General features: G+C 62.3%; 6 protein-coding genes. All 6 read left to right on the top strand.

The window, feature by feature from the left end; translation table 11 throughout:
- The first annotated feature begins 123 nt into the window (after positions 1-123).
- The 6 genes from SJY08_RS02540 (at position 124) to glgB (ending at position 12,994) form a co-directional block, all read left to right on the top strand.
- On the top strand, positions 124-3,468 hold the full coding sequence (locus tag SJY08_RS02540) for a DUF2126 domain-containing protein (RefSeq protein ID WP_377274615.1): 3,345 nt from the start codon (positions 124-126) through the stop codon (positions 3,466-3,468).
- A 4-nt stretch (positions 3,469-3,472) separates the two neighbouring features.
- Positions 3,473-5,887, top strand: coding sequence for a circularly permuted type 2 ATP-grasp protein (locus tag SJY08_RS02535; RefSeq protein ID WP_377274614.1), 2,415 nt, complete (start codon positions 3,473-3,475; stop codon positions 5,885-5,887).
- Between the two features lie 4 nt (positions 5,888-5,891).
- Positions 5,892-6,773 carry a transglutaminase domain-containing protein gene (locus SJY08_RS02530; RefSeq protein WP_377274613.1) on the top strand — a complete coding sequence of 294 codons (882 nt, stop codon included), beginning with the start codon at positions 5,892-5,894 and terminating at the stop codon, positions 6,771-6,773.
- Positions 6,774-6,863: 90 nt separating this feature from the next.
- Entirely contained in the window at positions 6,864-8,057 is a 1,194-nt protein-coding gene (locus tag SJY08_RS02525) for a TadE/TadG family type IV pilus assembly protein (RefSeq protein WP_300888075.1), read from the top strand.
- Positions 8,058-8,318: 261 nt separating this feature from the next.
- A complete protein-coding gene (locus SJY08_RS02520; RefSeq protein ID WP_054148205.1) occupies positions 8,319-10,781 on the top strand; it encodes a glycogen/starch/alpha-glucan phosphorylase in 2,463 nt (820 codons plus the stop codon).
- The gene (gene glgB / locus SJY08_RS02515) at positions 10,781-12,994 is read left to right on the top strand and encodes a 1,4-alpha-glucan branching protein GlgB (protein ID WP_377274612.1); all 2,214 of its coding nucleotides are present in this window, start codon (positions 10,781-10,783) and stop codon (positions 12,992-12,994) included. Before SJY08_RS02520 ends, glgB begins: the two co-directional genes overlap by 1 nt.
- The last annotated feature ends 10 nt before the right edge of the window (positions 12,995-13,004 follow it).

Here is a 13,004-nt window from a genome sequence, read left to right as displayed (position 1 = left end):
ATACACCGCATCTGCGCGGCCCGGCGGCTTCCACCGTCCGGGCCGCTTGCTTTATGGCGCTGCATTGCACAAGATCGACGCAAGCCGGAAAAAGCGGCAGGGCGAACAGCGAAGCGGTAAAGAATGGCGATCAAGGCAAGCATCCATCATCTCACCCACTACAAGTATGACAACCCGGTCCAGCTCGGACCGCAGATCATCCGGCTGAAGCCTGCCGCCCATTCCCGCACCAAGGTTCTCTCCCATTCGCTGAAGGTCACGCCCGAGAACCACTTCGTCAATCTGCAACAAGACCCCTACGGCAACTACCTTGCCCGCTTCGTCTTCCCGGACCCGGTCACCGAATTCAAGATCGAGGTCGACCTCGTCGCCGACATGACGGTCTACAATCCCTTTGACTTCTTCACCGAGGAAGTCGCGGTCAAATGGCCATTCGACTATCCGGAAGATCTGCGCGACGACCTCCAGATCTACATGACGCCGGAACCCTCTTCCCCGGCACTCGATGCCTTCATGGCAACCGTCGACACGACGCCCGGCCAAGGCACCATCGACATGGTGGTGGGACTGAACGCCCGCCTGCAGCACGACGTGGGCTACGTGATCCGCATGGAGCCGGGCGTTCAGACGCCTGAAGAGACGCTCACTTCCGCGCGCGGCTCCTGCCGCGATTCGAGCTGGCTGCTCGTCCAGATCCTGCGCCGCCTCGGTTTTGCCGCCCGTTTCGTCTCCGGCTATCTCATCCAGCTCGCTCCGGACCTGAAGGCGCTCGATGGACCCTCGGGTACCGAGGTCGACTTCACCGACCTGCATGCCTGGACGGAAGTTTACATTCCCGGCGCCGGATGGATCGGCCTTGACCCGACCTCTGGGCTCTTGACCGGCGAAAGCCACATCCCTCTGGCGGCCACGCCGCACTACAAGAATGCCGCTCCGATCTCAGGCGGCTATGTCGGCCAGGCCAATACCGAATTCGCGTTCGATATGCAGGTGAAACGCGTCGCCGAGCACCCGCGCATTACCAAGCCTTTCTCCGACGACAGCTGGGATGCCCTGAATGCGCTCGGACAGAAAGTCGATGCCGACCTGAAAGCCCATGACGTGCGGCTCACCATGGGCGGCGAGCCGACCTTCGTGTCGATCGATGACTTCCAGTCCGCCGAATGGAATACCGATGCCGTCGGCCCGACCAAACGCGACCTCGCCGATCAGCTCATTCGCCGGTTGCGCCAAAAATTCGCCCCCGGCGGCTTCCTGCATTACGGCCAGGGCAAGTGGTATCCGGGCGAAAGCCTGCCACGCTGGACCTTCTCGCTCTACTGGCGCAAGGACGGCAAGCCGATCTGGCATGACCCGGCGCTGATTGCGGCCGAACACAAGGATACGGGCGTCACCCACCAACAGGCCGAAGCGTTGATGGCCGGGATCGCTGCCGAGCTTGAGATCGAAACCGACATGATCATCCCGGCCTTTGAGGATCCGGCCGAGTGGATCATCAAGGAAGGCAGCCTGCCGGAAAACGTTGACCCCTCGAATTCCAAGCTTGAAAGCGCAGAAGAGCGCGCCCGCATCGCCAAGGTATTCGAACGCGGCCTGACCACGCCGACCGGCTACATCCTGCCGGTCCAGGCCTGGAACGCCAAGGCCGGCGGCCGCCGCTGGGTCAGCGAGAAATGGCGCACACGCCGCGGCAAGATCTTCCTCATCCCCGGCGACAGCCCGATCGGCTTTCGCATGCCGCTCGGCACACTGCCTTATGTGCCGCCGTCGCAATATCCCTACATCCACACCACCGATCCCTCGGTCCCCCGCGCACCTCTGCCGGATTTTGGCCCGCAGGTCCGCGAAGGTCGCGCCCTGCCCGAAGCCTCCCGCAAGAGCGGTGAAGCCCAGCAGGATCGCAACGAGCAGAACATCACCGGCTCCGCCGGCGACATCAGGGGCGCCGTGCGCACGGCCATGAGCGTCGAGGCCCGCGATGGCCGCCTCTGCGTCTTCATGCCACCGGTCGAGGCTGTCGAGGACTATCTCGAACTGGTCGCGGCCGCAGAAACTGCCGCACGTGGGCTTGGCCTGCCGGTCCATATCGAAGGCTACGCACCGCCTCAGGACGAGCGCATCAACGTCATCCGCGTTGCCCCGGATCCAGGCGTCATCGAGGTCAACATCCACCCCGCCTCAAGTTGGGATGACTGTGTCGCGACGACGAACGCCATCTACGAGGAGGCGCGCCAGACCCGCCTCGGCGCCGACAAGTTCATGATCGACGGTCGCCACACCGGCACCGGTGGTGGCAACCATGTCGTCGTCGGCGGCGCCAATCCGGGCGACAGCCCCTTCCTGCGCCGTCCCGACCTGTTGAAGAGCCTGATCCTGCACTGGCAGCGCCACCCGGCGCTCTCCTACATGTTCTCCGGCATGTTCATCGGCCCGACCAGCCAGGCGCCACGCTTCGACGAAGCTCGCCACGACAGTCTCTACGAGCTGGAAATCGCCATGGCCCAAGTGCCGATGCCGGCCAGTGGTGCGGCAGCCCCCCTGCCCTGGCTCGTCGACCGCCTGTTCCGCAATCTCTTGATCGATGTCACCGGCAACACCCACCGCTCGGAAATCTGCATCGACAAGCTGTTTTCGCCGGATGGTCCGACAGGCCGCCTCGGCCTTGTCGAGTTCCGCGGTTTCGAAATGCCGCCGAACGCGCGCATGTCGCTTGCCCAGCAATTGCTGGTCCGCGCACTGATTGCCCGCTTCTGGAAGAACCCGATCGGCGGCCGCTTCGTCCGCTGGGGCACAAGCCTGCACGACCGTTTCATGCTGCCGCATTACCTCTGGCTGGACTTCCTCGAAGTGCTCGCGGACCTGCGCGAAAACGGCTTCGACTTCAAGCCGGAGTGGTTCGCCGCCCAGCTGGAATTCCGCTTCCCCTTCGTCGGGGAAGTCACTTACGAGGGCTCGAAGCTGGAGCTCCGACAGGCGCTGGAGCCGTGGCATGTCATGGGTGAGGAAGGGGCGATTGGCGGCACGGTCCGCTATGTGGACTCATCCGTCGAGCGTCTGCAGGTCCAGCTGGAGACAGCCAACCCCGAGCGCTTCGTCGTGGCCTGCAACGGGCGCCAGGTGCCGCTGCGCAAATCTGACGTCAATGGCGTTGCTGTGGGCGGCGTGCGTTACAAGGCCTGGCAGCCGGCCTCCGGTCTGCATCCGGTCCTGCCCGTCAACACACCGCTAACATTCGACATCTATGATACATGGTCTGCCCGGTCGATCGGGGGCTGCGTCTACCACGTCGCGCATCCTGGCGGCCGGACCTACGACACTTTCCCTGTGAATGGGAACGAAGCGGAAGCCCGTCGGCTTGCACGTTTTGAGCCTTGGGGCCATACAGCCGGCTCCTATCCCCTATGGCCCGAGACCGTGTCGCCGGAATTCCCGCACACTTTGGACCTGAGACGACCGCAAGGTATCTGATCTGATGGCACAGAAGACGGCAGCGGAGCTTTCCCCGCCAGACGCGCCGAAAAGCAAGGCCCGCACGGCCGGCTATCGTGCGCTGGCGGGCGCCGCCGACGAGATGATCGACAACAAGGGCAATGTCCGTCCCGTCTGGCAGGCCCTGGTCTCGGCGATCGACACCATGCCGGAAGAGGATCTGCACGAGCGCTTTGCCCGTGCGGATCGCTACCTGCGCGATGCCGGCGTCTTCTACCGTGCCTATGGTTCTGGCGGATCGAGCGAGCGAGCCTGGCCCTTCTCCCACATCCCGGTGATGATCTCGGATGCGGAATGGCAGGTGCTGGCCGAGGGGCTGGTCCAGCGCGCGAATCTCCTGGAAGCGGTCGTCGCGGACATCTATTCGGAAAACCGGCTGGTCCAGGAAGGTTTCCTGCCACCGCAGCTGATCGCCTCGAATCCGGAATTCCTCCGCCCGCTTGTCGGCATCAAGCCGGCCGGCGGCCACTACCTGCATTTCTGTTCCTTCGAAATCGGCCGCGGCCCCGACGGCAACTGGTGGGTGCTGGCCGACCGCACCCAGGCGCCCTCGGGTGCCGGCTTTGCGCTGGAAAACCGGGTTGCGACCGCCCGCGCCTTTTCCGATGTCTATGCGGAGACCCACGTCCACCGGCTGGCCTCCTTCTTCGGCGCCTTCCGCAAGGCGCTGCAGGCGCGCACCCGCGGCTCGGACGAGCGCATCGCGGTTCTGTCTCCAGGTCCCGCCAACGAGACCTATTTCGAACATGCCTATATCGCGCGCTATCTCGGAATCATGTTGCTCGAAGGCGAAGACCTGACCATCGTCAACGACAAGGTCATGGTCCGCACTGTCGCCGGCCTAAAGCCCGTCAGCGTCCTCTGGCGCCGCCTCGATGCGGCCTTTGCAGACCCGCTGGAGCTCGATCAGAATTCCTATATCGGCACGCCCGGCATGGTGCAGGCGCTGCGCAACGGTGCCGTTACCTTCGTCAACGCTCTCGGCTCCGGCATTCTCGAAACCCGTGCACTTCTCGCCTTCATGCCCACCCTCTCGCGCCATCTGCTCGGCGAAGAGCTGAAACTGCCCTCGATCGCCACCTGGTGGTGCGGCCAGAAGGCCGAGCGCGAGCATGTCGCGGCGCATCTGGATCGCATGGTGATCGGCTCCGCCTTTTCGCGCCTGCCCTTCTTCGACGATGGCGGGCGCTCGGTCATGGGCTCGCGCTACAAGGACCCGCAGGGCAGAACCACGGCCGCATGGCTGGAATCAGAAGCAGGCAACCTCGTCGGCCAGGAAGTCGTGACCCTGTCCACGACCCCGGCCATGATCGACGGCAAGCTCACGCCGCGGCCGATGTCGCTGCGTGTCTTCGCAGCCCGCACCCAGAATGGCTGGCAGATCATGCCCGGCGGCTTTGCCCGCATCGGCAGCGGCTCGGATGTCTCGGCGATTGCCATGCAGTCCGGCGGCAGTGCGGCCGATGTCTGGATCGTCTCCGACAAGCCCGTTGACCGCACCTCGCTTTTGCCGGCGGAGGAGACCTTCACCCGCAACATGCCCGGCAGCCTGCCGAGCCGGGCGGCCGACAATCTCTTCTGGCTTGGCCGCTATATCGAGCGCGCCGAAGGGGTGCTGCGCATCCTGCGCGCCTGGCATGCGCGCTATGCCGAAAGCGCCAATCCGGACCAGCCGCTGCTCGCCTTCGTCAGCGAATATCTTTCGAACATCGACGTCGACACCAAGTCCGGTGTGCCGGAAAGCCTGCTGCGCAACATCGACAGCGCCGTCTACTCGGCGAGCAACATCCGCGACCGCTTTTCGCCGGACGGCTGGCTGGCGCTGAACGACCTATCGAAGACCGCCAAGCGCTTCCATGAAAAGGTCAAGCCCGGCGACGATGCCGCCCATGCCATGACCATCCTCCTGCGCAAGCTCGCGGGCTTTGCCGGTCTTGTGCATGAAAATATGTACCGCTTCACCGGCTGGCGCTTCCTGACCATCGGCCGCCTTCTGGAACGCGGCCTGCACATGACCCGCCTGCTTGGCCACATGACCGGCCCCGATGCCCCCGATGGCTCGCTCGACATGCTGCTCGAGATCGGCGACAACGTCATGACCCATCGCCGCCGCTACAATGTCTCGACCGCTCGGCTGACGGTGACCGACCTTCTGGCGCTCGATCCGCTCAATCCGCGCTCGATCCTCTTCCAACTGAACGAGATCCGCATCGAGGTCGAGCAATTGCCGAACGCCATGGTCAACGGCCAGATGTCGAGCCTCTTCCGCGAGGCGATGCGCCTGCATTCGGGGCTTGCCGTAATGACGCCGGAAGCCATGTCGGCGGATGTCTACACCAATCTGGAGCGTGAATTGGAGAAGTTCTCCGATATCCTCGCCCAGACCTATTTGAGCTGACGCGATGCTCTACGACCTCTCGCTTCATATCGGTTACCGCTACGAAGTTCCGGCAACCGGCGCCCATCACATGTTGCGGCTTCTGCCGCTCTCGCTTCCCGACCGTCAGCGACTCGTCGCCGGTGCGATCACGGTCACCCCGGAGCCGGACGAGATCTCGACCTTCAACGACTTCTTCCGCCATCCGACGAGCCACGCCATCCTGCGTGGTCCGCATGAGAAGCTCGACATCCGCATGCAGGCCCGGGTGATGGTTCAGGCCCAGCCGATGGCTGCCGACTTTTCACCGCTGCTCGACCGTCTTCCGCAGGAGATCGGCGAAACCTGGTCGCTCGATGCGGAATCACCGCATCATTTTCTCGGCACAAGCCCGCGGCTCCCCCGGGACAAGGCGATCGCGGCCTATGTGCGCAGCATGCTGAAACCCAGCATGACCGTACGCCAGATCGCCGAGACGCTCTGCAGCCGCATCCACAAGGACTTCAAATACGACGCCGAAGCAACGACCGTCGACACGACGCCGGCGGAAGCCTTCGACAAGAAGCGCGGCGTCTGCCAGGACTTCTCCCATGTGATGATCGTGGCGCTGCGCAGCCTCGGTATTCCCGCCGGCTATGTCAGCGGCTTTCTGCGCACCATTCCACCGCCGGGCAAGGAGCGCCTGGAAGGGGCAGACGCCATGCATGCCTGGGTCCGCATCTGGTGCGGCAAGCTCACCGGCTGGCTGGAACTCGACCCCACGAACGACATCGCGGCCGGCACCGATCACATCGTGGTCGGCTACGGCCGGGACTATGCCGACGTCGCACCCGTCATCGGCGTGTTGAAAAGCTATGGCTCGCATCAGACGGACCAGGCCGTAGATGTCATCCCGGTGCGCCAATAGTGCATTCTTACATCGAATTTTATTGATCCCATTAAACGGATCGCAATGGGACGCAGTCTATAACCCTCCAAACGCTGATTTTGGATGGACATGATGACTACCCCTGCCAGCCCGCGCAAATCACTCTTCGCACGTCTTTGGCGCGACCGCGCCGGCAATTTCGGCCTGACAACGGCGATCCTGCTCCCCGTAGCGGCCGCCACGGCTGGTGTGGCAATCGACTTGAACCGCATGGTCCAGGTGCGTAGCGTATTGCAGGACGCCGCCGACTCCGCCGTCCTGTCGGCAGCAAATGAGCTTGCCAAGAACAACAACATGTCGGACGAAGCCGCTCTCGAGCTTGCGCGCAAGTTCATGAAGGCCCAGTTCTATCACGTCATTCCAAGCGCAGGCGACGACACCTCCGACATTCCCTCCGACGAGGACCCTCTCGCAGGCGCGGTCGGCAATGTCGAACGAAATTCCAGTTCGGCGGGCAAGACTTTCGACGTGACCCTGTCGACATCCTACACCATGCCGACGAATGGCATGACCGGTCTGCTCGGCTGGAAGGAAGTAACCGTGGGCGTCACGGCCACGGCACAAGCCACCACCGAGAGCAAGAATGCCTTGTCCATGTATCTGGTTCTCGACAGATCTGGCTCGATGGCCTGGAATACTTCGACCGTCAATGCAGCGCAGCCGACCAAATGCGGGAACTGGCAATGCACTTGGCAAACCACTAACTACGTTCTCAAGATCGATGCCCTCAAGCTCGCGGTTGCCAATCTGACGACACAGTTGAATACAGCCGACCCCGACAACAAATATGTCCGCACGGCCGCAGTCTCTTATGAGGCGAAAATGCACACCCCGATTGGATTTAAATGGGGAACCGAACACACTATGACCTATGTTCAGGAGCTGATCGCAAACGGCGGAACGGACTCCTCCGGTGCAATGGCCCGCGCCTACTCCGACATCATGAAGTCGTCCGAAGACACGGCACACAAGAACAAGAATGGCCAGATCCCAAGCAAGTTTATCGTCTTTATGACAGACGGCGACAACAACTACTCGAGCGCCGACACCAAGACCAAAACGACGTGCGAAAACGCCAAGAAGGATGGTATAGAGATCTTCACCGTCGCCTTCATGGCCCCAAGCAAGGGGCGCGCGCTCCTGGAATACTGCGCGACGAGCAACTCGCATTACTACGACGCGCAGGATGCTGCCGAACTGGTCGCAGCTTTCAAGGAGATCGGCGACAAGGCGGTGCAGGCCTCGACCCGCCTGACCAACTGACACGATCCAAAACGTTTTGGATTTCTCCCACAATTCGACCGCAGCCGTCATGGCTGCGGTCTTATCGCTTCTTCACGCTTTTCAGATAATATAATCAGATCAGGGCCTTGAGGCCCAAGACGGCGCTCCGAACAAAAGTTCTCCTCGCAGCTTCCCGCCTGTTGCAACTGTCTCATTTCGATGCGTAAACTGGCATTCACGGAAGCGGCACCGCTATCGCATCGGCGCCGCCCGGAGACACGAACAACGCCAGGCGGACCGATGATCAAGACTCCCCACAAAGTCGACCTTCCCCTTCCCAAGCGCGGAGTTTCCGATCCGGACGCCCTGGCCGCCGAGATCATGGACAAGCTGACCTACAGCATCGGCAAGGATGCCAAGGTGGCAACGCCGCATGACTGGCTGACAGCAACCATCCTCGTGGTGCGTGACCGCATTATCGACACGTGGATGGAATCGACCCGCACCACCTACATGAACAACGGCAAGCGGGTTTATTATCTATCGCTCGAATTCCTCATCGGCCGCCTCCTGCGCGACGCCATGTCGAACCTCGGCCTGATCGATGACATCCGCCAGGCGCTGTCCTCTCTGTCAGTCGAATTCGACGTGATCGCAGGCCTCGAACCTGACGCAGCGCTCGGCAATGGCGGTCTCGGTCGTCTCGCCGCCTGCTTCATGGAGAGTATGGCAACCGTCAACATTCCGGCCTATGGCTATGGCATCCGCTACGTTCACGGCCTCTTCCGCCAGCAGATGGCCGAGGGCTGGCAGGTCGAACTGCCGGAAAGCTGGCTCGCCCACGGCAACCCTTGGGAATTCGAGCGGCGCGAAAGCTCCTACGAAGTCGGCTTTGGTGGCACAGTCGAAACCGTCGATGGTCCGGATGGCGAGCCGCGTTACGTCTGGAAGCAGGGCGAGCGCGTCATCGCCACCGCCTTTGATACCCCGGCCGTCGGCTGGCGCGGCGAGCGCGTCAACACGCTGCGCCTCTGGTCGGCCCAGCCGATCGACCCCATCCTGCTCGACGCCTTCAACGCCGGCGACCACATTGGCGCGCTCCGCGAGAGCAACAAGGCCGAATCGCTCACCCGCGTCCTCTATCCGGCCGACGCCACGCCCGCCGGCCAGGAACTGCGCCTGCGCCAGGAATTCTTCTTCTGTTCGGCCTCGCTGCAGGACATCGTCCGCCGCCACCTGCAGCAGGGCAACACGCTCGCCCAGCTGCCGGATAAGGTGGCGATCCAGCTTAATGACACCCATCCGGCCGTCTCCGTTGCCGAACTGATGCGCCTGCTGGTCGATGTGCACGGCGTGGCATTCGACGAGGCCTGGGAAATATCGTCCAAGACCTTCTCCTACACAAACCACACACTGCTTCCGGAAGCGCTGGAAAGCTGGCCGGTGCCGCTGTTCGAGCGTCTTTTGCCGCGCCACATGCAGCTCGTTTACGCGATCAACGCCAAGGTCCTGCTCGACGCCCGCAAGAAGCGCGGCTTCAACGACCATGAGATCCGCCAGATCTCGCTGATCGACGAAAGCGGTGATCGCCGCGTGCGCATGGGCAACCTCGCCTTCATGGGCTCGCACTCGATCAACGGCGTCTCCGCGCTGCATACGGAGCTGATGAAGGAAACGGTCTTCTCCGATCTCCACAAGCTCTATCCGACGCGCATCAACAACAAGACCAACGGCATCACCCCACGCCGCTGGCTGATGCAGTGCAATCCCGACTTGACCGACCTCATCAAGGAAGCGATCGGACCGGAATTCCTCGACGATGCAACGAAGCTTAAAGGTCTCGACGCCTTCGCCGACGATCCGGCCTTCCAGCAGAAGTTCGCGGCGGTGAAGTTCGCCAACAAGCAGAAGCTTGCGAGCCTCGTGGCAAGCCGCATGGGCATCAAGCTCGATCCGCATGCCATGTTCGACATCCAGATCAAGCGCATCCACGAATACAAGCGCCAGCTTCTCAACATCATCGAGACGGTCGCGCTCTTCGACCAGATCCGCTCGCATCCGGAACGTGACTGGGTGCCGCGCGTCAAGCTCTTCGCCGGCAAGGCAGCGCCCAGCTACCACAACGCCAAGCTCATCATCAAACTGGCCAACGACGTCGCCCGCATCATCAACACCGACCCCTCGGTGCGCGGTCTGCTGAAGGTCGTTTTCATTCCCAACTACAACGTCTCTCTCGCCGAAGTCATGGTGCCCGCCGCCGACCTTTCCGAACAGATTTCCACCGCCGGCATGGAAGCGTCTGGAACCGGGAACATGAAGTTCGCGTTGAATGGTGCATTGACCATTGGAACGCTCGACGGCGCCAATGTCGAAATGCGCGATCATGTGGGCGAGGAGAACATCGTGATTTTTGGAATGACCGCAGACGAGGTCGGACGCGTGAGGGCGGATGGACACAATCCGCGCGCCGCAATCGATGCCTCGCGCGAACTGCAGCAGGCCCTCTCGTCGATCGCATCCGGCGTCTTCTCGCCTGATGACCGTGACCGCTATGCCGATCTGATGCAGGGCATTTACCAGCATGACTGGTTCATGGTTGCCGCCGATTTCGACGCCTATGCCAAGGCCCAGCGTCAGGTGGACGACATCTGGACCGATACCTCGGCCTGGTATTCCAAGACCATCCGCAACACGGCCCGCATGGGCTGGTTCTCGTCGGATCGAACCATCCGGCAATACAACGCGGATATCTGGAGAGCTTGATGGCAAAATCACCGAAGAGGAGCGGTGACGTAGCGAAGCCGGACACACCGTCGGCAGCAGAAATCGAAGCGATCATCCACGGGACGCATGGCGACCCCTTCGCCTTTCTCGGCGTGCACGAGGCAGGCGCGAGCCATGTCGCACGTTGCTTCATCCCGGGCGCCGAGACGGTGGTTGCCTACAATCTGGCCGGAGACCAGGTCGGCGAACTCGCGCGTCTGCACGATGCCGGCTTCTTTTCAGGCCCGGTCAAGCTCGATGGTGTTCTGCCGGTCCGCTACCGCGCCACCCGCGGCGATGCCGAATGGACGGTGACCGACCCCTACAGCTTCTGGCCGATCCTCGGGCCGATGGACGATTACTTCATCAAGGAAGGATCGCACCTGCGCCTCTTCGACAAGATGGGCGCCCATCCGATCAAGCATCAGGGTGTCGACGGCTTTCACTTCGCCGTCTGGGCCCCCAATGCCCGCCGCGTCTCCGTCGTCGGCGATTTCAACGACTGGGACGGACGTCGCCACGTCATGCGTCTGCGCCGCGACACCGGCATCTGGGAAATCTTCGCGCCTGATGTCCGGGCCGGTGCCAGCTACAAGTTCGAAATCGTCGGGCCGCATGGCGATCTTCAGCCGCTGAAGGCCGACCCATTTGCGCGCCGCGCCGAGATGCGGCCGAAGAACGCCTCGGTGACGACACCTGAGCTCGAACAGGACTGGGAAGACGAGGCCCACCGCAAGCACTGGGCAAGCATCGACCAGCGCCGCCAGCCGATTTCGATCTACGAGGTCCATGCCGGGTCCTGGCAGCGCCGCGACGACGGCTCCATGCTGACCTGGGACGAGATGGCCGCAAGGCTGATCCCCTACTGCGTGGACATGGGCTTTACCCATATCGAATTCATGCCGGTGACCGAGCACCCTTACGACCCGTCCTGGGGCTATCAGACGACGGGGCTTTACGCGCCAAGCGCCCGCTTCGGCGAGCCGGAGGGTTTTGCCCGTTTCGTCAACGGCTGCCACAAGGTGGGCTTGAGCGTCATCCTCGACTGGGTGCCTGCGCATTTCCCGACGGACGCCCACGGGCTTCGCAACTTCGATGGCACGGCGCTCTACGAACATGCCGACCCCCGCCAGGGCTTTCACCCGGACTGGAACACCGCGATCTACAATTTCGGTCGTCAGGAGGTTCTGTCCTACCTGATCAACAACGCCCTCTACTGGGCCGAGAAATTCCACCTCGACGGCCTGCGCGTCGATGCTGTCGCGTCCATGCTCTACCTCGACTATTCTCGCAAGGAAGGCGAGTGGATCCCCAATGAATACGGCGGGCGGGAAAACCTGGAGTCGGTGCGCTTCCTCCAGCAGATGAACCACCACGCCTATGGCAGCCATCCGGGCATCATGACGATTGCCGAGGAGAGCACCTCCTGGCCGAAGGTCTCACAGCCGGTCCATGAAGGCGGCCTCGGCTTCGGCTTCAAGTGGAACATGGGTTTCATGCATGACACCCTGAGCTACTTCGCCCGGGATCCGATCTACAGGAAGTACCATCATCAGGAGCTGACCTTCGGCCTGCTCTATGCCTTTTCCGAGAACTTCGTCCTGCCGATCAGCCACGACGAAGTGGTACACGGCAAGGGTTCGATGATCGCGAAGATGCCCGGTGACGACTGGCAGAAGTTCGCCAATCTCCGCGCCTATTACGGCTATATGTGGGGCCATCCCGGCAAGAAACTGCTGTTCATGGGCCAGGAGTTCGCCCAGTGGAGTGAGTGGTCCGAGGCCCGCTCCCTCGATTGGAACCTGCTAGATTATGCCCCGCATGAAGGCATGCGCCGGCTGGTCCGCGACCTCAACTTCACCTATCGCTCCAAGCCGGCACTCCATGCCCGCGATTGCGAGGGCGAGGGCTTCGAGTGGATCAATGCGGATGATCAGGAAAATTCGGTGCTCGCCTGGCTGCGCAAGGCACCCGGCGAAAAGCCGATCGCCGTGATTTGCAACCTGACGCCGAACTATCACGAACAATACGAATTGAGCTTGCCTGCGGCCGGCCGTTGGCGTGAGATACTGAACACCGATGCCGAAATCTATGGTGGTAGCGGTAAGGGCAATGGTGGCCGCGTGGAGGCGCATGCCACGGGAAGCGGATGGGCAAAAGCAGGGCTGACCCTGCCGCCGCTGGCCGTGATCATGCTGGAATTGGAACAGTAAGGGGAGGAAA

Origin of the sequence: Rhizobium sp. R86522 (genome assembly GCF_042466255.1) — a bacterium.
In the GTDB taxonomy this organism is placed as follows: Bacteria; Pseudomonadota; Alphaproteobacteria; order Rhizobiales; family Rhizobiaceae; genus Allorhizobium.
Note: the sequence above shows the minus strand (reverse complement) of the source record. Positions and strands in the feature narration are given on the sequence as shown.

What these genes read in the sequence shown, in the direction of transcription:
- SJY08_RS02520 (WP_054148205.1), top strand. Translation starts at nt 8,319, where the DNA reads ATGATCAAGACTCCCCACAAAGTCGACCTTCCCCTTCCCAAGCGCGGA.
- SJY08_RS02525 (WP_300888075.1), top strand. Translation starts at nt 6,864, where the DNA reads ATGATGACTACCCCTGCCAGCCCGCGCAAATCACTCTTCGCACGTCTT.
- SJY08_RS02530 (WP_377274613.1), top strand. Translation starts at nt 5,892, where the DNA reads ATGCTCTACGACCTCTCGCTTCATATCGGTTACCGCTACGAAGTTCCG.
- SJY08_RS02540 (WP_377274615.1), top strand. Translation starts at nt 124, where the DNA reads ATGGCGATCAAGGCAAGCATCCATCATCTCACCCACTACAAGTATGAC.
- glgB (WP_377274612.1), top strand. Translation starts at nt 10,781, where the DNA reads ATGGCAAAATCACCGAAGAGGAGCGGTGACGTAGCGAAGCCGGACACA.
- SJY08_RS02535 (WP_377274614.1), top strand. Translation starts at nt 3,473, where the DNA reads ATGGCACAGAAGACGGCAGCGGAGCTTTCCCCGCCAGACGCGCCGAAA.